At 35.3% G+C, this 26,637-nt stretch carries 25 protein-coding genes; 14 read left to right on the forward strand and 11 right to left on the reverse strand.

Annotated elements, in window-relative coordinates:
• Nucleotide 1: 1 nt before the first annotated feature.
• From ACXX8U_RS04080 to ACXX8U_RS04090, 3 genes are all read left to right on the forward strand, one after another.
• Nucleotides 2-310 carry a 2TM domain-containing protein gene (locus ACXX8U_RS04080; RefSeq protein WP_458564723.1) on the forward strand — a complete coding sequence of 103 codons (309 nt, stop codon included), beginning with the start codon at nucleotides 2-4 and terminating at the stop codon, nucleotides 308-310.
• Between the two features lie 66 nt (nucleotides 311-376).
• Entirely contained in the window at nucleotides 377-1,144 is a 768-nt protein-coding gene (locus ACXX8U_RS04085; protein WP_458564724.1) for a LytR/AlgR family response regulator transcription factor, read from the forward strand.
• 43 nt (nucleotides 1,145-1,187) lie between these two features.
• Nucleotides 1,188-2,114 (forward strand): SMI1/KNR4 family protein, encoded by a 927-nt coding sequence (locus ACXX8U_RS04090; protein ID WP_458564725.1) that lies wholly within the window; start codon nucleotides 1,188-1,190, stop codon nucleotides 2,112-2,114.
• A 485-nt stretch (nucleotides 2,115-2,599) separates the two neighbouring features.
• Here ACXX8U_RS04090 and ACXX8U_RS04095 read toward each other — a convergent pair whose 3' ends face one another.
• The 5 genes from ACXX8U_RS04095 to ACXX8U_RS04115 all read right to left on the reverse strand — a co-directional run bounded on the left by ACXX8U_RS04095 (nucleotide 2,600) and on the right by ACXX8U_RS04115 (nucleotide 7,026).
• On the reverse strand, nucleotides 2,600-3,373 hold the full coding sequence (locus ACXX8U_RS04095; protein WP_458564726.1) for a CDP-alcohol phosphatidyltransferase family protein: 774 nt from the start codon (nucleotides 3,371-3,373) through the stop codon (nucleotides 2,600-2,602).
• 47 nt (nucleotides 3,374-3,420) lie between these two features.
• Complete coding sequence (locus ACXX8U_RS04100; protein ID WP_458564727.1) at nucleotides 3,421-4,446, reverse strand: COX15/CtaA family protein; 1,026 nt, start codon at nucleotides 4,444-4,446, stop codon at nucleotides 3,421-3,423.
• A gap of 124 nt (nucleotides 4,447-4,570) precedes the next feature.
• Nucleotides 4,571-5,986, reverse strand: a complete 1,416-nt coding sequence (locus ACXX8U_RS04105) for a CCA tRNA nucleotidyltransferase (RefSeq protein ID WP_458564728.1) — start codon at nucleotides 5,984-5,986, stop codon at nucleotides 4,571-4,573.
• A 29-nt stretch (nucleotides 5,987-6,015) separates the two neighbouring features.
• The gene (locus tag ACXX8U_RS04110) at nucleotides 6,016-6,402 is read right to left on the reverse strand and encodes a GxxExxY protein (RefSeq protein WP_458564729.1); all 387 of its coding nucleotides are present in this window, start codon (nucleotides 6,400-6,402) and stop codon (nucleotides 6,016-6,018) included.
• A gap of 57 nt (nucleotides 6,403-6,459) precedes the next feature.
• Nucleotides 6,460-7,026 carry an L-threonylcarbamoyladenylate synthase gene (locus ACXX8U_RS04115; RefSeq protein ID WP_458564730.1) on the reverse strand — a complete coding sequence of 189 codons (567 nt, stop codon included), beginning with the start codon at nucleotides 7,024-7,026 and terminating at the stop codon, nucleotides 6,460-6,462.
• A gap of 174 nt (nucleotides 7,027-7,200) precedes the next feature.
• Between ACXX8U_RS04115 and ACXX8U_RS04120 the strand changes: the two genes are divergently transcribed.
• Nucleotides 7,201-7,986: a DUF5672 family protein gene (locus ACXX8U_RS04120; RefSeq protein WP_458564731.1), complete on the forward strand. Its 786-nt coding sequence runs from the start codon at nucleotides 7,201-7,203 to the stop codon at nucleotides 7,984-7,986.
• 10 nt (nucleotides 7,987-7,996) lie between these two features.
• Nucleotides 7,997-8,731 carry a Kdo domain containing protein gene (locus ACXX8U_RS04125; protein ID WP_458564732.1) on the forward strand — a complete coding sequence of 245 codons (735 nt, stop codon included), beginning with the start codon at nucleotides 7,997-7,999 and terminating at the stop codon, nucleotides 8,729-8,731.
• On the opposite strand, the gene ACXX8U_RS04130 is transcribed toward ACXX8U_RS04125, so the two are convergent.
• The 4 genes from ACXX8U_RS04130 to ACXX8U_RS04145 all read right to left on the reverse strand — a co-directional run bounded on the left by ACXX8U_RS04130 (nucleotide 8,714) and on the right by ACXX8U_RS04145 (nucleotide 12,471).
• Nucleotides 8,714-9,499, reverse strand: coding sequence for a glycosyltransferase family 2 protein (locus ACXX8U_RS04130; RefSeq protein WP_458564733.1), 786 nt, complete (start codon nucleotides 9,497-9,499; stop codon nucleotides 8,714-8,716). The genes ACXX8U_RS04125 and ACXX8U_RS04130 overlap by 18 nt on opposite strands.
• 64 nt (nucleotides 9,500-9,563) lie before the next feature.
• Nucleotides 9,564-10,628, reverse strand: coding sequence for a glycosyltransferase family 9 protein (locus tag ACXX8U_RS04135; protein WP_458564734.1), 1,065 nt, complete (start codon nucleotides 10,626-10,628; stop codon nucleotides 9,564-9,566).
• An 18-nt stretch (nucleotides 10,629-10,646) separates the two neighbouring features.
• Entirely contained in the window at nucleotides 10,647-11,630 is a 984-nt protein-coding gene (locus ACXX8U_RS04140) for a glycosyltransferase family 2 protein (protein ID WP_458564735.1), read from the reverse strand.
• Between the two features lie 25 nt (nucleotides 11,631-11,655).
• A complete protein-coding gene (locus ACXX8U_RS04145; RefSeq protein ID WP_458564736.1) occupies nucleotides 11,656-12,471 on the reverse strand; it encodes a 2,3,4,5-tetrahydropyridine-2,6-dicarboxylate N-succinyltransferase in 816 nt (271 codons plus the stop codon).
• A 194-nt stretch (nucleotides 12,472-12,665) separates the two neighbouring features.
• Here ACXX8U_RS04145 and ruvX point away from each other — a divergent pair, with 194 nt between their 5' ends.
• Both ruvX and ACXX8U_RS04155 read left to right on the forward strand, forming a co-directional pair.
• Nucleotides 12,666-13,079: a Holliday junction resolvase RuvX gene (gene ruvX / locus ACXX8U_RS04150; protein WP_458564737.1), complete on the forward strand. Its 414-nt coding sequence runs from the start codon at nucleotides 12,666-12,668 to the stop codon at nucleotides 13,077-13,079.
• A gap of 120 nt (nucleotides 13,080-13,199) precedes the next feature.
• Nucleotides 13,200-14,696 (forward strand): malate:quinone oxidoreductase, encoded by a 1,497-nt coding sequence (locus ACXX8U_RS04155; protein WP_458564738.1) that lies wholly within the window; start codon nucleotides 13,200-13,202, stop codon nucleotides 14,694-14,696.
• 60 nt (nucleotides 14,697-14,756) lie between these two features.
• On the opposite strand, the gene ACXX8U_RS04160 is transcribed toward ACXX8U_RS04155, so the two are convergent.
• Nucleotides 14,757-16,964, reverse strand: a complete 2,208-nt coding sequence (locus tag ACXX8U_RS04160; RefSeq protein ID WP_458564739.1) for an FUSC family protein — start codon at nucleotides 16,962-16,964, stop codon at nucleotides 14,757-14,759.
• 193 nt (nucleotides 16,965-17,157) lie between these two features.
• Here ACXX8U_RS04160 and def point away from each other — a divergent pair, with 193 nt between their 5' ends.
• From def to ACXX8U_RS04180, 4 genes are all read left to right on the forward strand, one after another.
• Nucleotides 17,158-17,745, forward strand: a complete 588-nt coding sequence (def, locus tag ACXX8U_RS04165; RefSeq protein WP_458564740.1) for a peptide deformylase — start codon at nucleotides 17,158-17,160, stop codon at nucleotides 17,743-17,745.
• Between the two features lie 82 nt (nucleotides 17,746-17,827).
• Complete coding sequence (locus ACXX8U_RS04170; RefSeq protein ID WP_458566384.1) at nucleotides 17,828-18,301, forward strand: DUF5606 family protein; 474 nt, start codon at nucleotides 17,828-17,830, stop codon at nucleotides 18,299-18,301.
• Between the two features lie 80 nt (nucleotides 18,302-18,381).
• Entirely contained in the window at nucleotides 18,382-19,164 is a 783-nt protein-coding gene (gene mazG / locus ACXX8U_RS04175; RefSeq protein ID WP_458564741.1) for a nucleoside triphosphate pyrophosphohydrolase, read from the forward strand.
• A gap of 110 nt (nucleotides 19,165-19,274) precedes the next feature.
• Nucleotides 19,275-20,726: an APC family permease gene (locus tag ACXX8U_RS04180; protein ID WP_458564742.1), complete on the forward strand. Its 1,452-nt coding sequence runs from the start codon at nucleotides 19,275-19,277 to the stop codon at nucleotides 20,724-20,726.
• 175 nt (nucleotides 20,727-20,901) lie between these two features.
• On the opposite strand, the gene ACXX8U_RS04185 is transcribed toward ACXX8U_RS04180, so the two are convergent.
• Nucleotides 20,902-21,582 (reverse strand): Crp/Fnr family transcriptional regulator, encoded by a 681-nt coding sequence (locus ACXX8U_RS04185; protein WP_458564743.1) that lies wholly within the window; start codon nucleotides 21,580-21,582, stop codon nucleotides 20,902-20,904.
• A gap of 114 nt (nucleotides 21,583-21,696) precedes the next feature.
• On the opposite strand from ACXX8U_RS04185, the gene ACXX8U_RS04190 reads away from it, so the two are divergent.
• From ACXX8U_RS04190 to ccoN, 3 genes are all read left to right on the forward strand, one after another.
• A complete protein-coding gene (locus ACXX8U_RS04190) occupies nucleotides 21,697-24,108 on the forward strand; it encodes a heavy metal translocating P-type ATPase metal-binding domain-containing protein (RefSeq protein WP_458564744.1) in 2,412 nt (803 codons plus the stop codon).
• 97 nt (nucleotides 24,109-24,205) lie between these two features.
• Nucleotides 24,206-24,385, forward strand: a complete 180-nt coding sequence (gene ccoS, locus ACXX8U_RS04195) for a cbb3-type cytochrome oxidase assembly protein CcoS (protein WP_458564745.1) — start codon at nucleotides 24,206-24,208, stop codon at nucleotides 24,383-24,385.
• Between the two features lie 59 nt (nucleotides 24,386-24,444).
• Nucleotides 24,445-26,631 carry a cytochrome-c oxidase, cbb3-type subunit I gene (gene ccoN / locus ACXX8U_RS04200; RefSeq protein ID WP_458564746.1) on the forward strand — a complete coding sequence of 729 codons (2,187 nt, stop codon included), beginning with the start codon at nucleotides 24,445-24,447 and terminating at the stop codon, nucleotides 26,629-26,631.
• The last annotated feature ends 6 nt before the right edge of the window (nucleotides 26,632-26,637 follow it).

Below are 26,637 nucleotides of genomic sequence, written 5' to 3' on the forward strand. Positions count from 1 at the left end.
CATGACTACAACAGATCAAATAGCATACGATAATGCACTGAAACGTGTAAAAAAAATTAAAGGTTTTTATACGCACCTTATTGTTTACATAGTCATTAACATAATGATTATAGTGTTGAATACACAAGACCTTAAGCCAGATGAAAGCTATTTTCAATGGGGAAATTTTGCTACTGCAATTTTTTGGGGAATTGGTCTAGCCGCGCATGGATTATCGGTTTTTGTACCTCCAGTATTTTTAGGACGCGATTGGGAAGAACGTAAAATCAAAGAACTTATGGAAAAGCAAAAAAACTCGAATTGGGAATAACTAAATTCTTATTTTTACTCTCCGAGATGGGCCAAACTATCAATTATAAAGCAAGCATAGCCATTCATGACAACATTAATTATAGAAGACGAAAAACCAGCAGCACGACTTTTACAACGTAAAGTAGAAAAGTTAGGCGTACAAGTGCAAACGATGCTTCACTCTGTTGAGGAGGCGGTCGAATGGTTTTCTGCAAACGAACATCCCGATTTGATTTTTTTAGACATTCAATTGTCTGACGGTTTATCGTTTGAAATTTTCGAAAAAGTTGAAATTAAAAGTGCTGTCATTTTTACAACGGCTTACGATGAATATGCCTTGCGAGCCTTCAAGTTAAACAGTATTGACTATCTCTTAAAACCAATTGATGAGGATGATCTTGAAGTTGCGGTAAGTAAATTCAAATCATTGTTGCCCAAAGAAGTAGTGTCGACACCAAATTTAGGAATCGATTTTGAGCAGATAAAAAAAATGTTAGCAAATCCGTTTGACAAAAGCTACAAGAAACGCTTTACTGTAAAAATTGGTCAGCATTTAAAAGTAGTAGCCGTTGACGAAATTGAATGTATTTTTAGTGAAAACAAAGGAACATACTTGCATACTGTTGACAATCGGAATTACTTGATTGAGTCTACCTTGGAGCAGCTTGAGCAAGAATTGGATCCGAAGGATTTTTATCGCATTAGCCGAAAATTTATTGTGCCAATGAAAGCCATTAAAGAAATTGTCATGTACAGTAATTCGCGCTTGCGTGTAGTGTTGCCAACGTATAAAGAAGATGAGGTAGTGGTAAGCCGCGAAAAAGTGGCTGATTTTAAAAATTGGTTGGGCTAAAAATAACTTAGTTAGAATAATTTATGACGAAACAGAATTGCGTATGAATGTTGTAGAAAAACTTCAGAAAATTATAAGAGTTCAAGAAGAACAAACTAAAATGAAATTGGGAGCGCTGAATCAGCCAATTGATAGTAATGGAATTCAAGAAATAGAAGCCTTGCTAGAAGAAAAATTACCTAATGAAATTATTGCACTTTATGAATATGCAAATGGGCAGAATGATAGTGGCAATGGTATTTTTTTTGGAGAACAATTTTGCAACTCGGAGGAAATTATTCGACAATTGAATTTTAGTAGAACTCTAATAAAATATGAAGAAAATACCATTGCGACCCCTGATCAATCAGAGTATCTCATAAAGAAAATTGTTAATTTCTACAGCAGTAAAGCTCCTAAGAAAAGCTTTTTTGGCTTAAAAAAAGCTTGGTATAAAATAGAATTTCAATGTGGGCTCAATAGTTTTGGCGGTCCTTATCTTTATAAATCTGAAAGCACAACAGCTCATAACAGAGAGATAATGCGGGTAGATACAAGTGAAATTGAAGAATATGTCAATGAGTTGTATAATCTTGAACAGCCAACTTATCGCTGGGACGAGTTACGATTTGTACTTTTTTCAGATGGAAATTATGAATTGGAGCGATTTGCATATGACTTTGATCAGGAAATTCCATTCACGTCAACTCCGCCGCAAGCAATCAAAAAAAAATATTTTCATTTTAAATGGTTGCCTATATTTTCAGATTATGGTGGCAACTATATCGGAATTGATCTTGACCCCGATTCAAAAGGAAAATGGGGACAAGTTATCAATTTTGGTCGAGATGAAGAAGACATGTTTGTGCTGGCAGAAAATCTTGAAGATTTATTCGATAAGGTATTAAACGAATTTACAAAAGCAGAAAATAGCTTACTAAATTCGGAAAATCATTTGCACGAAATTTTAAAAGATCTTGTTTCAAAATAACCACTTTTTTACGGTTATTAACTGTTAGTTTTGCTGCTTAATCGCAGTTTGAAGATGTTCCCAATTCTAAAATTATAAGTTCATTTTTATGAAAAAATGTTTGAAAATTTTATTTTTGTTGGCAACAGTTTATTTACTTGTTCCTTATACTATTGGTATATACGGAAAGATAAGTCAGCCGCACTACAAAAACATTTCGTTACTTGACTATTTCTGGATCGGCCTTATCTTAGTGGTGATGATTTTCCTTAATTTTAAATGGTTATTTTGGGACAAATTAAAAAGAAAAAATACATGATTTTAACCGCATGTAAACCTTGGTGCGTTTCTGATTTAATAACTTTTAAAAGATGAGCTTTCCATTAGACCATTTGCTTTTTTTGAAAACCATATAAAAATACTTCTTGTTTAACTTTAATATAAAACACAATAGAAACTGGTTTATAGTGCTTTAGTGTAGAGTTATAGATTAAATCTATTTTGATTTAAACCTTGAAGAATATTTTTCGAATAGCAATTAAAACCAAAATAAACCCTGTATAAAAAATGAAAAAGGGAATAATCCATTCTACTTTGTCAAAGGCAAGTAAAGCGGCAATTAGTAACAGTTGAAAACCTAAACCATAAATTGAAAGTAGGGTCATGAACCAGTTTGGGAATGTTTTTACTTTGTACGCATCAGCATCAAGCGTGTGGATGATTTTGTCAAACAAGCCATAAACAATAGTGTAAATTTTGAATAAAATATCTACTGATTTTTGCGTTTCGCCTGGCAAAGCGCGTGGAGATTTGTATTCGAATATTTTGCTTGTACTATCACCGCCAACTGATTTGTTGCGTAAAATAACGTAATAATAATTATACAATGTGCCTTGAAGCTGAATACCAAAAAAGGCAAGCAATGTTGGTAACAAAGTTGTTTTTGAGATATAACAAATTGTCATCAAAAACATAAAATTTAGGATAATGTCAAACACACTATCTAGATACCTTCCGGTGTATGATGGAGTATTTTTAAGTCGAGCCAATTCGCCATCAGCGGCATCAATACCTGACTTGAGAACTATAAAAAAAGCAGCCCAAATATAAGCGCCTACTAGCATGCAATAGATTGCTGTTAAACCTGAGAGGCCAAAAAGTAAGGTAACGTGTATGGGTGTAAAGCGAGTGTTTTTTAATTGATTGGCAAGCAATCTTCCAAATGATCTTCCGTAATCAGACAAATCTAAAAACTGATCTTGGCTAGCAAGTTTTGACATTTTAATTTAAAATAGGCAACAAGAACTGCGACAATATAGTCTAGGTATTATACAGAAAGGATATTTTTCTTTCTGGTTTCCAAAAATAGGTAAAATTGCACACCAAACAACACTGTTGCTAAAACCAAATGAATCGTTTGCGTTCCAAAAGGAAAATCAAAGTAATACATGGCAATGCCCGAAGCGATTTCTACAGCAAGCAAATACATAATCCATTTGGTTTTGCTGTATCCTAAATTTGATTGGTTGTTGAGGTACAATAAATAGGCATTAATAGCCAAAACAATTATTGAAAAGGAACGGTGAAAGTAGAAAATCCAACTTGGGTTTTGCAACCACATGATCTCCGGCGCTCCTGTTTTCACAACGATATCAACTTGTTCACGAACATCAGTACCCAAAATAATTTGAACCAAAGTTAACAACAAAGCCAAGATTAAAAGATTTTTATATTTCGTAGGTGCGTTAACTGCAGGTTGATTGTTTTTTTGAACATTAAAAATAACATACAATTGCAATGCAACAATAAGTAGTGCCGCGAGCATGTGTGTGGTAATTTTATAAGGGCTCAAATCAGAGTCGACAACTGTTTTGCCTAGCCAGGCCTGAAATCCCATCAGTAAGCAAACAGCAAAGGAAAGGTAAATTAGTTTGCTATTTTCCTTGCGGTATCCAAATGCTAACGCGAATGTAATGACGCAAGCTATACCTGCGAGAGCTCCAAAAAGTCGATTTATAAATTCTACCCAAGTGTGCATCGGGTTAAAAATGGCGTAGTCGTGTTTGGTATATTTCTCCCAGTTTGCATTGTCAAAACTACTTGTTGAGGTAAAGTCAGTTTTAGCCACCAAAAGCGCTTCATCCTTAATAATCACTTGCCCTTTTTCATACTGTTTAGACGGTGTAAAAAGGAGTTGACTTTTTTCGGTTGGTGGAATGTAGTATCCAAAACATTTTGGCCAATCTGGGCATCCCATTCCAGAGCCTGTTAATCGAACAAAAGCTCCGGCAAATATGACCAAATAAACCAATACTAAGGCTATTTTTGCTGATTTTAAAAAGTATTTTTTCATCTGAATTGGTAGAAAAATTGAGGTCTATCTATCGACCATTTTTTATTTTTTTAGCGCTAAAATTGCAATTGTTTTGCTGTTGCAAAAGTAGCTAAAAGTCCAGCATTGCTATTTGAAACAATAGTTAAACTTTGGCCAAACCCATCTTTGCTGCTTTGATCAACATAAAATCATATGCTGCTTGATATTCGTTCGGGATTTCGCCTTCTAAAATTGCTTCTTTAATCGCTTCTTTCAAACGGCCAATTTCCATAGAAGGTTTTAAGTTGAAAATCGCCATGATTTCTTCTCCACTTATTGGCGGTTGAAAATTACGAACATGATCACGCTCTTCTACCTCAATAATTTTTTTGCGAACTATTTCAAAATTCTTGTGGTATTTCTTGAACTTGTTTGGATTTTTAGTGGTGATGTCTGCCTCGCACAAAATCATTAAATTTTCAACATCTTCACCGGCATCAAAAACCAATCGTCGAACCGCACTATCAGTTACCAAATCCTGAGACAAAACGATCGGTCTTGAACTCATTGAAACCATTTTTTGAACAAATTTCATTTTGTGGTTCAAAGGCATGTGCAGTCGTTCGAATATTTTTTTGGCCATTTTACCGCCCAAAAATTCGTGTCCGTGAAACGTCCATCCTTGTTTTTTATTGAATCGTTTGGTAGGTGCTTTACCAATATCGTGCAACAAAGCAGCCCATCGCAACCAAACATCATCCGTATTTGGGCAAATATTGTCGACCACTTCTAGAGTGTGGTAAAAATTATTTTTATGTGTATGACCTTCAATTTCTTCTACTTGATTTAAGGCCGTAAGCTCAGGCAAAATTAAATCCAACAAGCCTGTTTGATACAATAATAAAAAGCCAATAGAAGGTTTATCAGTTTGTAAAATTTTGTTGAGTTCATCAACGATGCGTTCGCCCGAAATGATTTTAATTCGCTCGGCGTTTTTAGTGATCGCTTGCAATGATTCGGTTTCAATTTCAAAATTTAATTGCGTTGCAAATCGAATAGCGCGCATCATTCGTAACGGATCGTCAGAATAAGTAATATCAGGATTTAAAGGTGTTTTCAGAATCTTTTTATCCATGTCTTGCAGACCTTGAAACGGATCAAGCAAGTCGCCATAAGTTCCTTCATTCAAGGAAATTGCCAAGGCATTGATCGTAAAATCGCGTCGGTCTTGATCATCTTTTAAAGTACCATTTTCAACAATAGGGTTGCGACTATCCGATTGATAAGACTCTTTTCGGGCACCAACAAATTCAATTTCTGTATCTTCAAAACGCAGCATAGCGGTGCCATAGGTTTTAAAAACTTGTACTTTTGGTTTGTTTGGCAAAAGTTGCGATACTTTTAATGCTAGTTCGATACCACTACCAACGGCAACGACATCAATATCTTTTTTGAAATCTCTTCCTAAAATGAAATCTCTCACGAAGCCTCCAATCACATAGCTTTCTACGTTCAATTCTTGCGAAGCTTGGGAGATGATTTCGAATATTTTATTGTTTAATGCTTGCTTGTAATTCATTGTTTAACCGCAGATTCGCAGATTTATTTTTAATTTTTTGTATTGACGATACGCTTATATTCGAGGGATTTTGAATTGAAATTAGCTAATAAAGCCAATTCATATCTAGAGACTTTTAGGTAATTAATACATTGATTGTAGTGGTTATTGTTGAAACAATCTACAGTTTTAACTTCAAGAATGATATTACCAAACACGACAAAATCTGCATAGAATTTATGTTTCAAGGTTGTGTTTTTGTAATTTACTTCAAACTCCTTTTCACGTTCAAAAATTATATTATTTTCGTTTAATTCGTATTCTATTGCATCTTTGTAAACAATTTCAGAAAATCCTTTGCCTAAGTTTTTATGCACTTCAAACAGAATTCCAATTATTTGGTACGTTTCATCTTTATTTAAATATACTTCTGACATAAAGGAGGAAATGAATTAATAATCTGCGAATCTGCGGTGAAAAGCATTATTAGATAATTATTTACGAATAACCTTCACCTGCGAATCGCTTGTTAATTTTATAATAGTTGATGGTTTCCCTCCAATTTTATCTTGATGCAAATTTACAACATAGTCCACACCTTTTATAATTTCTGGATTGATATCTTTGAATGCAATAGGAGTGGGTTGGCCAGAGATATTTGCTGATGTTGATACCAATGGCTTTTTCATCTTTTCCATCAGCTTAAAGCAAAACGGTTCTTTTACTAGTCGTACACCAAGCGATTTATCTGCCGAAATAACATTTGGCGCTACATTTCGTGGGTTGTCTAGGATTAAAGTAGTTGGTTTTTCAGATAAATCGATTATTTGCCAAGCTACCTCCGGAATGTCTTTAAAAACATTGTACATCATTTTTTCACCATTCATCAACACAATCATGCTTTGCGTTTCGGCTCTTTGTTTAAGTTTGTATATTTTGGCTACAGCATCAGGATTTGTGGCATCGCAGCCAATTCCCCAAATAGTATCAGTAGGGTACAAGATAATTCCGCCTTCCTTGATAACTTCGTAAGCTTTGTGTATTTCGTTATTAATATCCATTTTTCTGAGATAAATTCGATGCAAAATTAAGCAATATCCTAGAGGATTGCTATAAATTTAATTTTCAATAAATATGTTTTTCTTAATTATAAGATTATTTTTGTCAATTCATAACATGTACGGCCTTTAAAGTAGTTTTTAAGTTGGTGTATGTTAGTATCAATTCAAGATCGAATGAGTCAAAAAGTAAAAGTAGTTATTCCTGTCTATCGAAGTTTTTTTGGAGAATTAGAGGAAGAATCCTTTGTTCAATGTCACGCTGTATTATCCAGTTACGACATTGTGTTAGTGCAACCAGAAGGTTTAGATACAAGTTTTATTACGGGAAAGTATCCAAAAGTACAGATCGAGTATTTTCCAAAAACTTATTTTCAGAGTATAGATGGATACAATGAGTTGTTACTTTCTGCTACTTTTTATGAACGTTTCATTGAGTCGGACTTTATTTTAATTTACCAGTTGGATGCCTTTGTTTTTTTTGATCAATTGGCCGATTGGTGTGCCAAGGACTATGATTATGTTGGAGCACCGTGGATTGCAACTCAAGAAAAATTCCCTTTAAAACAAATTAATGCTTTGCTAAAACCATTTAAATCACACCGCACCAAAAGAAGGGATGTGATTTTTTATAAAGTAGGTAATGGTGGATTTTCATTACGTAAAACGGCTACTCATTTAAAAATTGCGACCGAACAAAAAGACGCTATTAAAAAATTGTTAGCCGATAAAGAACGCGATTTATGCGCCATTGAAGATGTCTTTTGGTCAATTCGTGTACCAGAATTATATCCTAATTTTAAAATCCCTCTGTATCAAGAAGCTCTTGGTTTTGCTATGGATAGAAAGCCGGAATTGGCTTTGAAATTGAATAACAATCAAATGCCTTTTGGTTGTCATGGCATTAATAAAAATAAGGTTACCCATTTTTGGAAACCACTTTTACAGCAATATAAAAAATAATTAGGAAAAAATGATGGTCCCTCAATCTATAGCCGATTGCATAAAGAATTTTAAAACCACAGGAACTGTTTTTGGTGACGGTCAGCGAAACATCATCAAATTATTTACAGTGGATGGTGCGGTGATAAATATCAAATCATTTAAAATTCCTAATATTATCAATCAAATTGCGTACAAATATTTTCGTAAGTCAAAAGCGCGACGCTCTTATGAATATGCTACTCGACTGTTAGAAAATGGTATTGGTACACCACAACCTTTGGCCTATGTAGAACATTTTAATTGGTTGGGTTTGCAATCTAGTTTTTATGCAAGTGCGCATTTACAAACAGAGTTAACTTACCGAGAATTAGTCCTGCAGCCTGATTATCCGGATCATGAAAATATTCTACGTCAATTTACCGCTTTTACTTTTTTGTTGCATGAAAAAGGAATCGAGTTTTTAGATCATTCACCTGGAAACACACTCATAAAAAACGAGGGAAACGGACGCTATAGTTTTTATTTAGTTGATTTGAACCGAATGAATTTTCATCATGAAATGAGTTTTGACTTGCGAATGAAAAACTTTTCTAGGCTTACGCCAAAAGAAGAAATGATTGCAGTTATGAGTGATGAGTACAGCAAATTAGCTGCTATTCCTTACGATGAGGTTTTTGCAAAAATGAATTTTTACACGATCAATTTTCAAACCAAATTTCACAGAAAGCGCGCTCGAAAGCAGAAACTACTTTTTTGGAGGTAAATTTGATTCCTTCCAAAGTTGTTTTAATTTTTGATATCGAACTCGAACCGAATTAGCATTTAGGTAGCAAATGATTAGTCCCTTTTTGCCATCTAAAAAACCCAATCTAGCAATATAATTGTACAAAAAATTATAGAGGGGATGAAAAAAAGAACTGCCAAGTAACACTTTTTCATTTTTTAAAAACTTCTCCTGAGCCTTTAATTCACCATATCTGACTGTTTTCGCTTTGTATGAATTATAGTCGGTATATGAATAGTGAATCAAACGATGGTGTAAGGTTGCAATTTTACCTTGAACCTGCAGCTTTTCATGAACCAATTTATCATTGGCGTACTGAGCATATTTTTTGTTAAAAAGCCTGAATATTTTATCGGTTTGATTTCCGCTAAAACGTAATAACTCATTTTGAAACATAAATGTGCGCCTAAACAAATACGCTACTGCGGCAGGATTCTGTAATGTAGTTTTAATTTCATTTTGCAATTCTGGTGTCAAACGTTCGTCTGCATCTAGAAATAAAATCCAATCATTGCTGGCTAATGATAATGCATAATTGCGCTGCGCAGCATAGTTTTCAAACTTGTTTTGATAAAATTTTACTTTAGAAAACCCTTTGGAGACTTCTGCTGTCCCATCTGTACTAAAGGAATCAACTACTATAATTTCGCTTGCAAAATCAAGACCACTCAATAAGGTATGCATTTGCAGCTCCTCATTTAGCGTAATGATCAAAACGGATAAAGCAAGTGGGAAATCTGTGGTCATTATCTAGGATTGGTTTTAAAAACAAAAGTAAACGTTTGTATTTGAGAAATTGCACTCAAATAGTTCATTTAGCATGCGTATTTAAAAAATTCTTTAGAGCAGGAAAAATTAAATCAGGGTAAAATTTTTGGTATAAATTGTCACTTTCTTGCTTGATTTCTTTCGCTGATTTTGATAAAAACAATTCAGGATTGAATTCTTTCAAATGCAACGATACATGTCGAATTCCATCTTCAAAAGTCGCCCAGCCTTTTTTATCAATCCAAGGAGAAAAGATGATAAATGAGGGTTTGTTGAGTGCTTTTGCCATGTTGATAGCGCCTCCATCATTGCCAACAATAAAATCACAAGCATTCATAATGGCAATAAAATCGCGTATGCTGTGGCCAATTGCTTTTGGATAAATTTTACTTTGGGTACTCAATTTACAAGCCTCGTATAGTTCAGTAGCTTCGCTGCTTTGTTGAGGCATGTAATTAAAAAGTAGGTTAGCATCGCTATGGTCGGCAATGAAATCTATTACTAGAGCCATGTACGCCAAAGGATAAGTTTTATCGTGGCTGCTGCCAAGAATACTTAACATTATTGTTTTTTTGGTTGTATCAACTTCTTGTTCTTCGAACAGTTTTTTGGCAAATGCTTTTTCATGTTCAGCTACATAAATTTTAGGAAAATTGTCCAAGCTTACATTCAATTGCAAGGGATTGAGTAATGATAAACGTTGTTCTATAATTAGACCCGCATTGCTCGTGGCTTGCTCGTGTCTGACAACGGTATCAGTGTATAAAAAAGAACGCCCTTTTTTCCAGTATGATATTTTTTTAGTTGCTCCTGAAAATAAGACGACCAACCAGCTTTCAAGTTTCGAGTAAGCGTCAATAACGATATCATATCTCTCTTTTCGGATCGATCGAATGAATTTGAAGTATTCCCATCTACTATTTTGATGTTTTTTTTCGAATAGGATTAATTTGTCGAAACTTTTATGTCCTTCTAGCACTGGAGTTGTTGATTGATAAACCATGTAATCAATTTGTGCATTAGGATACGCTTTGCGCAAATTATCACACAAAATAGAGCTTACCAATACATCACCGATCATTTTTTGCTGAATTACTAATATTTTCATGGAAACAATCAAGTTGGTTTAAAGAACACTTTTTCTTTTAAAATTCATTGCGCGTGGACTAATCCAAGTTTTGTTTTGAAGAACATGGATGTAGTATGTGGTTAAATTTCGCAGCATGAGTCGGTGTACTTTTAGTTTTGGAACAAAAAATAAAACCAAACTAAAAAGGGACAAAATACTTTTTTCAAGTAATACACTTACTACTAATATGAATTGAAAATATGACTTACTAAAGCCTGTAAATTCATTGCTTATGAAGGTGTGTTTAGAAATAATAACCTCTGTTTTTGTAAGCGCTTTGGTTACTACATTCAAGCGAGAGGCACCTCCATGTTGATGAAAAATGGTTGCTTTGCGAGTCACCGCTATTTTAGCTCCCATTTTAACTGCTTTTTTACAAAGATCAACATCTTCAAAATACAACCAATAATCCTCGTTCCAACCATTAATTCGTTCGAACCACGATCTACTGATCATTACAACAGCACCAGTCACCCAATCAGGGTAAAACAATTCATTTGTGTTTTGAAATCGATTTTTTAAAGCATTTGCATTCCACTTACGATATATGGCTCGCGATATACCAAAAAAACGTCCTGCTGCTGGAAATAAATTATTTTGTTTGTAGTATTTATCATTTTCATTGATCTGCAAACAAGATAAAATTCCAATTTCAGGTTTCGCAATTGCAGTTTCTACCAAAACAGTTAAAGCTGCAGTAGTGAGTTTGGTGTCAGGATTTAAAAAAAGGAAATGGTTTCCCTTTGCCATGGTTGCACCTGTGTTGCAACCATTAGAGAAACCATTATTACCTGTGTTTTCTTTAAAAATAAACTGTGGATATTTGACTTGAAAGTTCGGCAATTGACCGTCATTCGAAAAATTATCAATCACAATAACCTCAAATGAGTGCTGTGATTCACTGATTTTTGTTAGCGATTCTAAACACTCGTTTAGCGCTTTCCAGCCGCGGTAATTGACAATGATTATTGATATATCCAATAGAATAAGTAGTAAAGAGATTAATTTATACGGCTACGTTATACTCACGTAAAGCATCATTTAAAGATGTTTTTAAATTAGTCGAAGCTTTTCTTTGTCCGATGATTAATGCACAAGGAACTTGAAAATCTCCTGCAGGGAATGATTTAGTATAACTTCCTGGGATAACTACTGAACGAGCCGGTACATATCCTTTCATTTCAACTGGAGTTTCTCCGGTTACGTCAATGATTTTTGTTGAGGCAGTTAAGCAAACGTTTGCTCCCAAAACCGCTTCTTTTCCTACGTGTACACCTTCAACAACAATACAACGAGATCCAATAAAAGCACCGTCCTCAATGATTACTGGCGCAGCTTGTAATGGCTCTAAAACACCACCAATACCCACACCACCGCTCAAGTGAACGTGTTTGCCAATTTGTGCACAGCTGCCTACAGTAGCCCACGTATCTACCATTGTACCTTCGTCAACATAAGCACCAATATTCACATAACTTGGCATCAAGATTACACCACTCGAAATGTAAGCTCCGTAACGTGCAACAGCATTTGGAACTACGCGAATTCCTTTTTCGGCGTAACCTGTTTTTAGTAACATTTTATCATGGTACTCAAAAATACCAGATTCCCATGTTTCCATTTTTTGAATAGGGAAGTACATTACTACCGCTTTCTTTACCCATTCGTTTACTTGCCATCCGTCAGCAACTGGTTCAGCAACACGAAGTTGTCCGTTGTCAACTAGCTCGATTACCGCTCTAATGGCATCAGTAGTTGTAGTTTCTTGCAATAAGGCTCGGTTTTCCCAAGCTTGTTCTATAATTGTTTGTAATGGATTCATGTTATAAATTTTTGGCAAATATACCATTTTTAGACACAAGCAAAATAGCAAAATTGTATCAAAATGTTACATTTCTAACTTTATAATTGACCTGTAGTTTCTGTTTAACAGAAATGATTTTTAGAGGTCAAAAGTAGCGTAAATCTATGATGTTTAATAGATGATTCAAATAGTTATCTTTGTCAAAAAAAACAATGCCAAGAATTCTATCTATTGATTACGGTCAAAAACGTACTGGAATCGCAGTTACTGATGAAATGCAAATTATAGCATCAGGATTAACAACTATTCCTTCAGCAACAGCTATTCCTTTTTTGAAAGAGTATTTTAGTAAAGAAAAAGTCGAGGCTGTTTTGATAGGAGAACCTAAACAAATGAACGGACAGCCTTCTGAAAGCGCATCCATCATAAAAGGTTTTGTAAATCATTTTAGCAATCACTTTCCAGATATGCCTGTAATTAGAATGGACGAACGCTTTACCTCAAAAATGGCTTTTCAAACTATGATTGATAGCGGAATGAGTAAAAAGAAGCGTCAGGATAAAGGTTTGATTGATGAAATTTCAGCAACAATTATGTTGCAGGATTATTTAGCTCGCAAAAAATAGCGTTATCAAGAAAAAATAACGTTTTTGAACCAAAATGTTTTGAAAAATGTAGATTTTCGGGCTTATTTTATGCTTTTTTTTGCAATTATATGATTTATCTTTGCAGTCTAAAACCGAGTTATGTCTGATACAACCATACGTACAAATAGTGAAGTAGTGCTTATTGGAGCTGGAATAATGAGTGCTACTCTAGGTTTAATTCTGAAAGAATTACAGCCGGATATTAAAATAGAAATTTACGAACGATTAGATATGGCGGCTGCCGAAAGTTCAGATGCATGGAATAATGCAGGAACTGGGCATTCTGCTTTTTGTGAATTAAATTATACTCCTGAATCAGAAGATGGTAGCATTAATCCCAATAAAGCCATCAGTATTGCTGAATCATTTGAGGTTTCTAGACAATTTTGGGCTTATTTAGTGCAAGAAAATAAAGTACCTTCTCCAGAAAATTTTATCAAAAGCATACCACACCTGAGCTTTGTTTGGGGTGAAAAAAATGTACAGTACCTCAAAAACAGATTAGCAGCTTTGCAAACAAGTCCTTTGTTTAAAGAAATGGTATACAGCGAAGATGTTGCCGAACTTAAAAATTGGATGCCGCTTGTGATGGAAGGTAGAAAAGAAGGTGAAAAAGTAGCAGCTACATCGATGGCATTAGGTACTGATGTGAATTTTGGAGAATTAACACGCAGTATTTTTAAATATCTTACCAAAATGGATGGCGTTACCATGCATTTTAATCATGAGGTGCAAAAATTAAAACAACGTGATGATAAATCGTGGCGAATTAAAATTACCGATTTGGCCACGGGACAAAAACGAAAAGCTTACACAAAATTCGTATTTATTGGTGCTGGTGGAGGTTCATTGCCTTTGCTTGAAAAAGCTGATGTTCCAGAAGGAAAAGGCTACGGTGGTTTTCCAGTTAGCGGACAATGGCTAAAATGTACTAATCCAGAGGTAATCGCCAAACACGAAGCGAAAGTTTACGGAAAAGCAAGTGTGGGTGCACCACCAATGTCGGTTCCGCATATTGATTCTAGAATGATTAATGGTGAAAAACAATTGCTTTTTGGTCCTTTTGCAGGATTTTCAACTCGTTTCTTAAAAAATGGTTCGTATTCTGATTTGCCTCTTTCAATAAAACCAGATAATATTATTCCGATGATTGCTGCGGGTATCAAAAATATTCCGTTAACCAAATATTTGATTGAACAAGTACGCCAATCTCCTAAAGACAGAATCAATGCCCTGCGTGAATATGTGCCAGGAGCAAGATCTAAGGATTGGGTTCTAGAACGTGCCGGTCAACGTGTACAGGTTATTAAAAAAGATGAAAAAGAAGGCGGTGTGCTAGAATTTGGTACCGAGGTAATCGCTACTGCTGATGGAACGCTTTCTGTTTTATTAGGCGCATCACCTGGAGCTTCAACAGCAGTTTCAATTATGATTGATTTGCTAGGGCGTTGTTACAAAGAAGAAATGAAAACAGCTGAGTGGCAAGATAAATTAAAGAAAATGATTCCTTCCTATGGTCAAAAGTTGAATGAAAATCCAGCTTTGTTAGCGCAAGTTCGTGAAGAAACATCCAAAGTTCTGAAATTGACGAACTAAAACTTTGTCATTTTGATTAAAAAGGTACTAAGTAGAAAAATTTCTAACTAGTACCTTTTTTTATCGCATACTTTGTGTCACTTTTACAATGTTTCTTGATAAACTGGTGAGCCAAAGTAATTGCTCAATAATTAATTGGGCTTCTTGCATTTTAACCTGATAATCCTCTTCATTCAAACCGCTGTTAGCTTTAATTTCGTTTTCTTTTACCTGCTGAAGTTCCGAAAATCGAATTTTTACTGCTTCGGTATCAGTTTCAAATATTTCGTTAGTTGCGTTTGCTTGTAAAATCAAAATAGCTTGTTCTAAATTTTGAATGGCGGCTTGCACAACAATTTGAAATGCTTCAGAAGCTTTTGTTGTTTTATGTGATTGTATATAAGTTCCCACTGAAGCAAGTGAAGAAAGTAAGGAATGGTTGAGTACCGCCAATTTATAGGTTTGTGCCAAATGTACTTGTTTGGACTTTGGCTCTTGTACCATTCTTTGAAAGGAGGCCATGAGATTTCCTGTTTCTACAAAAGCATTTTTTCGAGCCAATCGGTAGGAAGTGCTGATGGTACCTTTGTTTTGATAAAAAGAAGCAATTTCTTTTAAGTAATCTTGATTGGCCTTGATAGCTTTTTCAAGATGTTTTGGAACGTGTAAAAACTCCCATGAAGGCCACAAAAAGTAGTTGGCTAAAAATGCCAAACCGGCACCAATAGCGGTATCTAAAATTCGAAACTGAACTAAGTCATTGCTGTTTGGGGTTAAAATTCCGTAGATAAAAACAACGTACATCGTGACAAAAGTAGCGCTGATTTTGTAATTCACTTGTGTAAAAGTAAAGCCGAGTAGCATACAAATAATTGATAGTACTGCTAATATTGAGGTATTATTTATCACGAATAAAAGCCCGAAAGCGATCAGTCCGCCAAAAATAGTTCCCACTGTACGCTGAAAAGAACGTTCCTTGGTGAGTCCGTAACCTGGTCTCATGATAACGATAATGGTTAGTAAAATCCAATAAGCGTTTTGAAAATCATAGCTTTGCCCTAGCGCGAATCCAATAGCAAGTGTTATGGTGAGTCGTAACGAATGTCGGAAGATAGTGGAAGAAAAACTGAAATTTTGAGCTAATGTCCGCCAAGGATAATATTCAGGAGTTAAAAATTTTTCTAAATCTTTATCAATTCCTTTCCACTCGGCATTGTTGAAGGAGTTAGAAAAAGCGCGAGTTACAATTTTGATTTTTTCAACTTGTTTTTCCGCATAATGCAACATCGTTGTTAGCATTAGAACACCTTCGGCGGAAGCCAGAGCTCCTAACTCATTTTGATATTTGGTAATAGCCGTTTGTAATGCATTTAAATCATTTAATAAAGTGTTGGAGTTGTCCTTAGGGCTACTTTTTTTGATGTTTTTGGATACTTTTTTGAGACTCGAAGCCAAGTTGTAGGCTAAATTTTGGTACGTTCGCAATACGTACGGATGATCGTCAAATTTTTTATGTAAGGTATCATGGTCAAATGCTGTAGAAAGAGCCAACTCTTGAATTTCGACCAAAGAAATGAAGACCAAAAGCATTTTTCTGTTTTGTTCAGAGGAGCCTGAGGCAGTTTGACTTCCAATTAAAACTTCTCTTAAATTTTGTTGCGTTACGTTGAGTTCCATTTGCAATTGCAATTGTTGCTCTATAATTGATTTTCGGTCTGCATTAATACTCCATAAATCACCTCTTAATTTTAAATATTTTGCAGTAAGTTTGATACAAGCTGCTATTTCTAACGCTACGTATCGATTGGGTTTTATATAGTGAAATAGTAGCGAAAGCATCAAATAAAGTAATCCTCCAGCTAAAACAAATGCAGCGTGAATTACTATTTCAATTCCCGTACTTATATTGGCGAAAGCCAAAGAAATAGCGATAAGTGCTGTAAACGATACCATACTGGCTCGCTGCCCATATACTGAAAGCATTGAAATGAAAAATAGCAATACGATCATCAAGGGGTAAAATACAAATGGATAAGGCATCAATAAATGCACAAGTGCCGTCAAAGCACTTACTAATAATGCTGTAAAAAGCATTCCTTTTATCTTGTGTGCCGTACTAGATGGAATATCAGTTGGATAAACAAAAATTGCTCCCAAAGCCATCGTAAATCCCCACTGAAAATGATCAAAATAGGACAAAATAAGTACCGGGAATACCGCAGCCAAGGTCACTTTTACGGCGCTGGTAAAATAGGTGGTATTGGTTACTTTTGAAATGGATTGTAGCATAAAATGGTCTTGTTACAAAGATACGTTTTCGAGTTGGGATACAAAAAAATGCGGGTTCCTTTTATTTAATTGATCCAATTGTAACGAATAATGCAGGACGTATTATTCAATGTCTAATTTTTTACTATTTTTGCACACCGATTCAAAAGGCAATGCTGCCTTCGCTTCGGTTTTTCATTAATAATTCAACACCATGATTTTACCAATTATAGGATACGGTGATCCCGTTTTAAGAAAAGTAGGCGAGGTAGTAACACCTGAACATCCTAATTTAAAAGAAACTATCGCGAACATGTACGAGACCATGTATAATGCGCATGGTGTGGGCTTGGCTGCTCCTCAGGTAGGTTTGGCCTTGCGATTATTCGTAATCGATACTACTCCTTTTAGTGATGATGACGACTTAGCGGCCACCGAACAACAAAAATTGAATGGTTTCAAAAAAACGTTCATCAACGCCAAAATGATCAAAGAAGAAGGCGAAGAGTGGGTTTTTAACGAAGGATGTTTGAGTATTCCAGACGTTCGTGAAGATGTATATCGTAATCCTACTATCACTTTAGAATATTGTGAAGAAGATTTTGTGGTAAAAACAGAAGTTTTTGACGGACTCATCGCTCGCGTAATTCAACATGAATACGATCATATTGAAGGAATTTTATTTACCGATAAAATATCTTCTTTGAAAAAAAGATTGATTCAAAAGAAATTAAAAAATATCCTTGAAGGAAAGACTTTCCAAGAATACCGAATGAAATTTTTTGGTAAAAAAGGAAGATAAATTCCAAACGTTAAAAATGGAATAATTTTTGGTCCACATGCAGCAACAAATTAATCAAATTCTTAATAATAATTACACCAACATGAATTTAGAAAAAATATTAGCTATTTCTGGGAAACCAGGTTTATACATTTTGAGAGTACAAACTAGAACTGGATTCGTAGCTGAATCATTGGCTGATGGAAAAAAAATTACAGTAAATTTAAAAAGCAATGTAAGTTTGCTTTCTGAAATTTCAATTTATACTTACGAAGGTGAAAAACCGTTGGCCGAAATCATGCAAACTATTGCTGATAAAGAAAATAACGGTCCAGCATTATCACACAAAGAAGACAACGCTAAATTAGCAGCTTACTTTAAAGAAATCTTGCCAAATTACGATGAAGAGCGCGTGTACCCATCAGATATCAAGAAAATTTTAAACTGGTACGGTATTTTGCAAGCAAAAGATTTATTGGTAAGCCCTGCTGCCGCAGAAGTGACTCCAGAGGTAGAAGCAACGGAAGGAACCGAAGAAAAAGCGCCTGCTAAAAAAGCAAAAGCTAAAAAAGAATAGCGCATAACTAAATAACAAATTAATCCTGTTTCAGTTTTTTCTGAACAGGATTTTTTTATTTTTACTAAAAAACAATACAGATGAACTCTAGAGCAAACCAACTTATAGCTTTCGAACGATTATTGGACATTATGGATGATTTGCGTGAAAAATGTCCTTGGGATAAAAAGCAAACCATGCAAAGCTTACGTCACCTTACCATTGAGGAAACTTATGAGCTGGGCGATGCTATTTTGGATAATGATCTGATCGAAGTAAAAAAGGAGTTGGGCGACTTGTTGTTGCATTTGGTTTTTTACGCCAAAATAGGAAGCGAGACTAATGATTTTGACATTGCTGATGTGTGTAATGAAATTTCAGAGAAATTGATTCACCGCCACCCTCACATTTACGGAGACGTTGTTGTTGCAGATGAAGAAGAAGTAAAACAAAATTGGGAGAAACTTAAACTTAAAGAGGGCAAGAAATCAGTTTTAGAAGGAGTTCCAAAAAGTTTACCAGCCTTAGTGAAAGCCAGCCGAATTCAAGATAAAGTGAAAGGCGTTGGATTTGATTGGGAAGAGCCACAACAAGTGTGGGACAAAGTACAAGAGGAATTGCAAGAATTACAAGTGGAGGTTGCCGCTGGCGATCAAGATAAAATTGAAGCGGAGTTTGGCGATGTCTTGTTTTCGATGATCAATTACGCGCGTTTCTTGAAAGTAAATCCCGAAGATGCATTAGAAAGAACCAATAAAAAATTCATCAAACGTTTTCAGTATTTAGAGAGTAAAGCTGGTGAAATGGGAAAACCTCTTATGGATATGACATTAGCAGAAATGGATGTTTTTTGGGAAGAAGCGAAGCGTCTTCCCAAAAAATAGGAATTGGAAATCTATGATTTCCAAATAACTTAATTTTGGGAAGAAGCGAAGAAATTGTAGTTTTTGTTTTCAGTGTTAAAGTTTAGTTTTAGATTTATAAAAAATTACCAATGTCAGAAGATAAAACCGAGTTAAAAAGATCATTAGGATTAATTGATGCCACGAGTTTAGTTGCTGGCTCCATGATTGGTTCTGGAATTTTTATTGTAACATCAGCAATGGCCAGAGATATTGGTTCAGCCGCTTGGTTGTTAGTTATTTGGATCATAACCGGAATCATTACTGTGGCTGCCGCATTGAGCTACGGGGAACTGGCAGGTATGATGCCAAAAGCCGGTGGACAATTTGTGTACATACAGCGCGCTTACGGTAGGTTGGTTTCTTTTCTTTACGGCTGGACTGTTTTTACGGTAATTCAAACTGGAGTTATTGCAGCGATCGCAGTAACTTTTGCAAATTATGCCGCTATTTTTTTTCCGGTTTTAGATCAAACGTTATTTACAGTAGGCGAAACTTTTGTTTTTTCGTACCAAAAAGTATTGGCCATTTTTAGTATTGTTTTACTAACCTACATCAATACCAAAGGAGTTGAAAGCGGTAAAACAGTCCAACTTATTTTTACATCTGCCAAATTGATTGCGCTTTTTGCATTGATTATTTTAGGATTATATGTGGGGTTGCAAACCAATGTTTTATCGGATAATTTCGAAAACATGTGGGACGCTAGTAAAACCGTAGTACAACCTGACGGTTCAGTCACTGTGACAAAACTTGCTGGAATGGCGCTTTTGGGAGCCGCAGGAGCAACAATAATTAACTCTTTCTTCTCTAGTGACGCTTGGAACAATGTGACTTTTATTGCCGGTGAAATCAAAGATCCTAAAAAGAATATTCCACGTAGTTTGTTTCTGGGAACTTTAATCGTTACCGTGGTTTACGTTTTAGCCAATGTGGCTTATTTGGCATTATTACCTTTGCAAGGAACACCTGCAGCTACTGATATTGCTGCCAACGGAATCATGTTTGCCAGTAACGATAGAGTGGGAGCGGCAGCTGCAAGTATGATCATGGGTAATGCGAGTGTTTTTGTAATGGCAGCTTTGATTATGGTGTCTACTTTTGGTTGTAATAGTGGCTTGATTCTTTCGGGTGGACGGTTATTTTTTGCCATGGCCAAAGATGGTTTGTTTTTTAAACAAGCTACGGAGCTAAATAAAAATCAAGTTCCTGCAAAAGCCTTGTGGGTACAATGTATTTGGGCATGTGTGTTGTGTATCTCGGGTAAGTTTGGCGATTTATTGACCTATGCCACTTTTGCGTCCTTGTTGTTTTATATTCTTACTATTCTGGGAGTTTTTATTTTACGTAAAAAAGAACCTAATGCTGATAGACCTTACAAAGCATTTGGCTATCCTGTAGTTCCTGCACTTTATATTATAGTAACGGTTGCAATTTGTATCACTTTATTGATTTACGATACCTTCAATACAGGTTTGGGGTTGTGTATCGTGGCTTTGGGAATTCCGGTATATTATTTAGTGATGAATAAAAAAGAACAATAGTGTTTTGCTTGACTAAGAAGGATTAAGTACAGCTAAGTTATACAACTCAAGCAATGAATTATTGGCGCCTTATAAAAAAATGGTGCTTCCTGGGGCGATTGGATTTGCTGCGAAAATAATCGTAATTACTTTCGCAAATGCAATGCAATTGTTGTTTTTGCTAACAATTCAAAAATTAGTTCGCCATTTTTTTGAGTGAAGGAATATCCTTTAAAATTATTTTTTTTCCGTCAAGGGCAATTAATTCTTGTTTGTTAAAATCAGATAATAAACGAATACAACTTTCGGTGGCGGTACCAATCATACTTGCCAATTCTTCTCTTGAAAGTTGAATTTTCAAAGATTTGTCCGCATTTTCACCAAAAGATTGGTGTAAATAAAGTAAGGTGGCGGCTAAACGTTCTTTTACTGTTTTTTGTGCCAAATTTACCGTCTGTACATCAGCGTCTTTCAAGTCTCCGCACATGGTTTTCATGACATTCATTGAGAAATTATTATTGTTGTCAAAATAACTCATCACTTCTGCTTTGGGAATAAAGCAAACCTGCATGTCATTTAAAGCTACGGCGCTTAAGTTTACAGGCTCATCGCTAATCATAGAGCGTTGACCTAATAATTCTCCTTTTGTAACTAATTTGACAATATGATCCTTACCATTTGCACTTAGTTTTGTGAGTTTACAAACACCATCCTTAATACAATAAATACCATTTACATTTTCGCCTTCTTCAAATATAACGGCTCCTTTTTTTAAAGTATAGGATGTTTTGCAGTCTGAAAGTTTTAGTAATTCGTCTTTTGTAAGAGCTTTTAAAGAACTGAATTCTCGTACAATACATTGCTCACATTTGCTCATAACGGTTGTTTTTTAATTACAATTCTATCGCAAATTTAGTGCTTTAGCATGATAAATATCATATTTTAGTTGACAATTGTTTAAGTTCTTTGCCAAAGGTAAAAGAGCAAAGTTATGGACACACAAAACTGTTTCCATTGTGGTTTAGATATTGTAAAGGCTGATGAAATTGTTTTCGATTCTAAAAGTTTCTGCTGTGCAGGGTGCAAAACTGTGTATGAAATTTTTAGTACAAATGATTTGACTTTCTATTATGATTTTGAAAAATGCCCTGGAGCAACACCCCAAAATAATATTGATAAATATGACTTTTTAGAAAATGAAAGTATTGCTTCTAAACTATTGGAATTCCAAGAGAATTCAACTGCAATTATTTCACTTAACATTCCTCATATTCACTGTAGTTCGTGTATTTGGATTCTGGAAAATCTACAGCGTCTTGAAAAAGGAATAAGTACTTCGCAGGTTAATTTTCCTGAGAAAAAGGTTCGAATTACCTTTAATCCTGAGGTAGTTTCTATCAAATCGATTGTTAACTTATTAAGTTCAATTGGTTATGAGCCGCACATTAGTCTAGAAAATTATGAGACAGGAAAAACATCTATTGACCGGAGTTTGACTTATAAATTAGGGGTCGCTTTCTTTTGTTTCGGGAACGTCATGTTACTTTCTTTTCCTGAGTATTTTGAGGTGAAAGAATATTGGTTAGACCAATACCGAGGATTTTTTAGATGGTTGATATTTGCTTTATCACTTCCTAGTTTTTTCTATTCGGCAAGCGGATATTACGTGTCTGCTTACAAAAGTATCACATCCAAAATGCTCAATATTGATATTCCAATTGCTTTGGGAATTGTGGTCATGTTTGTTCGAAGCGCTGTTGATATCATTATGGATTATGGTTCGGGCTTTTTTGATAGCCTTACAGGTTTGATTTTCTTTATGTTATTGGGGAAAATGTTCCAAATTAAAACCTATAGTTTTTTAAGTTTTGAAAGAGATTTTAAGTCGTATTTTCCAATTGCAATTACTAAAATTAATCCTGATTCATCTGAAGAAAGTATTGCTATTTATGAGTTGCAAAAAGGAGATCGAGTGCTTATTAGGAACCAAGAACTTATCCCGGTTGATGGAGTTTTAATTACGGGTAAAGCTGAAATTGACTATAGTTTTGTAACAGGCGAGGCCGTCCCTATCAGCAAACAATCTGGCGATAAATTATTTGCAGGAGGTAAGCAAATAGGAAAGCCTATTGAAATGGAAGTTTTAAAATCTGTTTCACAAAGTTATTTAACCCAACTATGGAGTAACGCTATCTTTCAAAAAGAGGTAACACAAAATCATAAGACAATTACAGATAGCATCAGCCGCTATTTTACACCAATTTTGTTGTTGATTGCTTTTGCAGGCTTTGGTTATTGGATTTTTATTGATACAACCACCGCTTTTAATGTTTTTACGGCTGTATTGATTGTAGCTTGCCCTTGTGCCTTAGCATTGACAGCTCCGTTTACTTTTGGAAACATTTTGCGCATATTGGGTAAACAAAAATTTTATCTTAAAAATGCTTTGGTAATTGAGCAATTGGCCAAGGTAGATACCATCGTGTTTGATAAAACGGGAACCATTACCACCAATAAAAAATCTTCTATTTCTTATGAAGGAACTCCGCTTACAGATGAAAATTTAGTTCTAATAAAAATGGTGCTTCGAGCCTCTAATCATCCGCTAAGCCGCATGTTGTATGATAATTTATCTCTCACTGTTGTAAAAAATCCAGGAGCAGATTTTACAAATGAGGTAGGAATTGATGCTTTCGAAGAAATCACTGGAAAAGGGATTCGAGCTACTGTATTTGGTAATCAAATCCTAATTGGTTCTGCTTCTTTTGTAGATAAAGCCCCCGAGGAAAGCAAGCAACAAACCTCGGTTCATGTTAAGATTAATGATGTTTATCTGGGTAAATTTCTATTTCATACGCAATATCGAGAAGGACTTGCGGTACTTTTTAAAAATTTGAGCAAGCAGTATCAGCTTCAAGTTTTATCTGGTGATAATGATGGCGAACGAGCGAATCTTGAGCAACTTTTGCCGAAAGGCACGGCATTATTTTTCAATCAAAAACCAGAGGAAAAATTAGAATATATTAAAACATTACAAGATCAAGGCAAAAATGTCATGATGGTAGGCGATGGCTTAAATGATGCAGGCGCACTGGCGCAAAGTAATGTTGGAATCTCAATTTCTGAAAATGTCAATGTTTTTTCACCAGCATGTGACGCAATTTTAGACGCAAGTGAATTCGATAAATTAAGCTATTTCTTGACCTTATCTCATAATGCAATGAGAACCATTAAAATGAGTTTCGTGCTTTCGCTATTGTACAATGTTGTGGGCTTGTTGTTTGCCATAACTGGTAATTTATTGCCACTTGTAGCAGCCATTATTATGCCTTTAAGTACTATAACTATTGTAAGTTTTGTAACCATTATGAGCAATTATTACGCAGGTAAAAAAAACAATTGAAAACGGTTTCGGTAACACAATAAAGAGTAGTAAGCATGACAAATGTCATACTTTACTACGAACCCTAAAAGTAAATTTGTTAACACAAATATAAGGTATGAGCGTCATCTATTTATTAATCACAATAAGCATCATCGTTGCCATTGGTTTTTTTATTGCATTTGTGTACGCTGTAAAAACCGGACAATATGATGATGATTATACGCCATCAGTCAGAATGCTTTTTGATGATGAGCTTATCAAGTCAGGAGCTAAAAAGAACAAATCAAAAAAATGATTCTATAATTCTTTAGCAAAAAAATCAAGCAATAAACAACCTTAAAATTAACTATTTATATGGAAATGCAGCAGTTTTATTATGATAACAAAATTGTAAAAAAATTCATTTACGCTACCATTGTGTTTGGAGTAGTGGGAATGTTAGTCGGGCTTGCACTGGCTTTTATGTTCCTCTTTCCCAATATAACAGATGGAATACCGTGGTTGAGTTTCGGTAGATTAAGACCTTTACACACCAATGCGGTCATTTTTGCCTTTATAGGAAATGCCATGTTTGCTGGAATTTATTATTCTTTACAGCGATTGTTGAAGGCGCGAATGTTCAGTGATTTTTTGAGTAACCTTAATTTTTGGGGTTGGCAATTGATTATTGTAGCTGCTGCAATTTCGTTACCATTAGGCTATAGTTCGTCAAAAGAGTACGCGGAGCTAGAGTGGCCAATTGACATTGCAATTGCATTAATTTGGGTTGTATTTGGGATCAACATGATTGGAACTATTTTAAAACGTAGAGAGCGCCATTTGTATGTTGCCATTTGGTTTTATCTAGCAACATTTGTAACAGTAGCCGTTTTGCACATTTTTAATAGTTTATCATTGCCAGTTTCCGGGCTAAAAAGTTATTCAGTCTATGCAGGTGTTCAAGATGCATTGGTACAATGGTGGTACGGTCATAATGCGGTTGCTTTTTTCTTGACTACTCCATTTTTAGGTTTGATGTATTATTTTATTCCTAAAGCGGCTAACAGACCGGTGTACTCATACAGGTTGTCTATTGTGCATTTTTGGTCATTGATTTTTATTTATATCTGGGCAGGACCACACCATTTATTGTATTCGGCTTTGCCAAACTGGGCTCAAAATCTAGGAGTAGCTTTTTCTATCATGTTAATTGCGCCATCTTGGGGCGGAATGATCAATGGACTTTTAACCCTGCGTGGTGTTTGGGATAAGGTGCGTGTGGAGCCAGTTTTGAAGTTTTTTGTGGTGGCAATCACCGGTTACGGAATGGCAACTTTTGAAGGTCCGATGTTGTCTTTAAAAAACGTTAACGCTATTGCGCATTACACTGATTGGATTATTGCTCACGTACACGTAGGAGCATTAGCTTGGAACGGGTTTATGGCTTTTGGTATGATTTATTGGTTGATTCCTCGAATGACAAAATCAAGTTTGTACTCAGTTAAATTGGCTAATATTCATTTCTGGATTGGAACACTAGGTATTATTTTATATTCAATTCCGATGTATGTTGCTGGATTTTTGCAAGCATCGATGTGGAAACAGTTTAATCCTGACGGTACTTTAACCTACGGTAATTTCCTTGAAACGGTTACTCAAATTATTCCAATGTATTGGATGAGAGCTATTGGTGGTACCATGTATTTAGTAGGAATGGTGATTTTGGTTTACAACATCATTCAAACCGTGCGTAGCAGCGCTAAAATTGAAGATGAATTAGCCGAAGCACCTGAATTAATCAAAATCAGTGCGGGTAGAGTTAAAGGTGAAAAATTTCATCCTTGGTTAGAGCGCAAACCAATACAGTTGACCATTTTAGCAACGATAGCCATTTTAATTGGAGGAGTTATTCAAATTGTTCCTACCATAATGGTTGATTCTAATATTCCTACTATTGCTAGTGTTAAACCTTACACGCCATTGGAATTAGAGGGACGCGATTTGTACATACGTGAAGGTTGCGTGGGTTGTCACTCACAATCTGTTCGACCGTTTCGTAGCGAAGTAGAGCGCTACGGGCCACAATCTAAAGCAGGCGAATTTGTATACGACCATCCATTTTTATGGGGATCAAAACGTACTGGACCTGATTTATTACGAGTAGGCGAGAAGTACAATGACAATTGGCATTTTAATCATTTTTGGAATCCACAAAGTATTTCTGCAGGTTCTATTATGCCAGGATACAAATGGTTATTTGATAATAAGCCAATGGATATTTCACTAACGCAAAAGAAAATGCAAGTCATGCAAACTTTGGGAGTGCCATACACACAAGCCCAGATTGCGAGCGGCCTTGATGATTTACGAAAACAAGCTATTGCCATTGAGGAGAATTTAAAAAATGATCCTGATTTTGTAAAAAGTTACGAGGAAAGCCAAAAGAAAGCAAAAGCAAGAGGAGAAAAATTTGTTCCTATGAACCAAAGAGAAATCATTGCTTTAATTGCCTACATGCAAAGGTTAGGAACAGATATCAAAGTTAAAGACGGTACTAAATAAGATACA

The organism is Flavobacterium sp. GNP001 (genome assembly GCF_054343775.1).

Bases quoted from the DNA above. Each gene is read 5' to 3' on its own strand.
- ACXX8U_RS04185 (WP_458564743.1), bottom strand. From the start codon at position 21,582: ATGAGCAAATGTGAGCAATGTATTGTACGAGAATTCAGTTCTTTAAAA.
- ACXX8U_RS04105 (WP_458564728.1), bottom strand. From the start codon at position 5,986: ATGAATTACAAGCAAGCATTAAACAATAAAATATTCGAAATCATCTCC.
- ACXX8U_RS04095 (WP_458564726.1), bottom strand. From the start codon at position 3,373: ATGTCAAAACTTGCTAGCCAAGATCAGTTTTTAGATTTGTCTGATTAC.
- ruvX (WP_458564737.1), top strand. From the start codon at position 12,666: ATGCCAAGAATTCTATCTATTGATTACGGTCAAAAACGTACTGGAATC.
- def (WP_458564740.1), top strand. From the start codon at position 17,158: ATGATTTTACCAATTATAGGATACGGTGATCCCGTTTTAAGAAAAGTA.
- ACXX8U_RS04135 (WP_458564734.1), bottom strand. From the start codon at position 10,628: ATGAAAATATTAGTAATTCAGCAAAAAATGATCGGTGATGTATTGGTA.
- ccoN (WP_458564746.1), top strand. From the start codon at position 24,445: ATGGAAATGCAGCAGTTTTATTATGATAACAAAATTGTAAAAAAATTC.
- ACXX8U_RS04115 (WP_458564730.1), bottom strand. From the start codon at position 7,026: ATGGATATTAATAACGAAATACACAAAGCTTACGAAGTTATCAAGGAA.
- ACXX8U_RS04155 (WP_458564738.1), top strand. From the start codon at position 13,200: ATGTCTGATACAACCATACGTACAAATAGTGAAGTAGTGCTTATTGGA.
- mazG (WP_458564741.1), top strand. From the start codon at position 18,382: ATGAACTCTAGAGCAAACCAACTTATAGCTTTCGAACGATTATTGGAC.
- ACXX8U_RS04125 (WP_458564732.1), top strand. From the start codon at position 7,997: ATGATGGTCCCTCAATCTATAGCCGATTGCATAAAGAATTTTAAAACC.
- ccoS (WP_458564745.1), top strand. From the start codon at position 24,206: ATGAGCGTCATCTATTTATTAATCACAATAAGCATCATCGTTGCCATT.
- ACXX8U_RS04145 (WP_458564736.1), bottom strand. From the start codon at position 12,471: ATGAATCCATTACAAACAATTATAGAACAAGCTTGGGAAAACCGAGCC.
- ACXX8U_RS04170 (WP_458566384.1), top strand. From the start codon at position 17,828: ATGAATTTAGAAAAAATATTAGCTATTTCTGGGAAACCAGGTTTATAC.
- ACXX8U_RS04090 (WP_458564725.1), top strand. From the start codon at position 1,188: ATGAATGTTGTAGAAAAACTTCAGAAAATTATAAGAGTTCAAGAAGAA.
- ACXX8U_RS04120 (WP_458564731.1), top strand. From the start codon at position 7,201: ATGAGTCAAAAAGTAAAAGTAGTTATTCCTGTCTATCGAAGTTTTTTT.
- ACXX8U_RS04100 (WP_458564727.1), bottom strand. From the start codon at position 4,446: ATGAAAAAATACTTTTTAAAATCAGCAAAAATAGCCTTAGTATTGGTT.
- ACXX8U_RS04160 (WP_458564739.1), bottom strand. From the start codon at position 16,964: ATGCTACAATCCATTTCAAAAGTAACCAATACCACCTATTTTACCAGC.
- ACXX8U_RS04085 (WP_458564724.1), top strand. From the start codon at position 377: ATGACAACATTAATTATAGAAGACGAAAAACCAGCAGCACGACTTTTA.
- ACXX8U_RS04180 (WP_458564742.1), top strand. From the start codon at position 19,275: ATGTCAGAAGATAAAACCGAGTTAAAAAGATCATTAGGATTAATTGAT.
- ACXX8U_RS04110 (WP_458564729.1), bottom strand. From the start codon at position 6,402: ATGTCAGAAGTATATTTAAATAAAGATGAAACGTACCAAATAATTGGA.
- ACXX8U_RS04080 (WP_458564723.1), top strand. From the start codon at position 2: ATGACTACAACAGATCAAATAGCATACGATAATGCACTGAAACGTGTA.
- ACXX8U_RS04130 (WP_458564733.1), bottom strand. From the start codon at position 9,499: ATGACCACAGATTTCCCACTTGCTTTATCCGTTTTGATCATTACGCTA.
- ACXX8U_RS04190 (WP_458564744.1), top strand. From the start codon at position 21,697: ATGGACACACAAAACTGTTTCCATTGTGGTTTAGATATTGTAAAGGCT.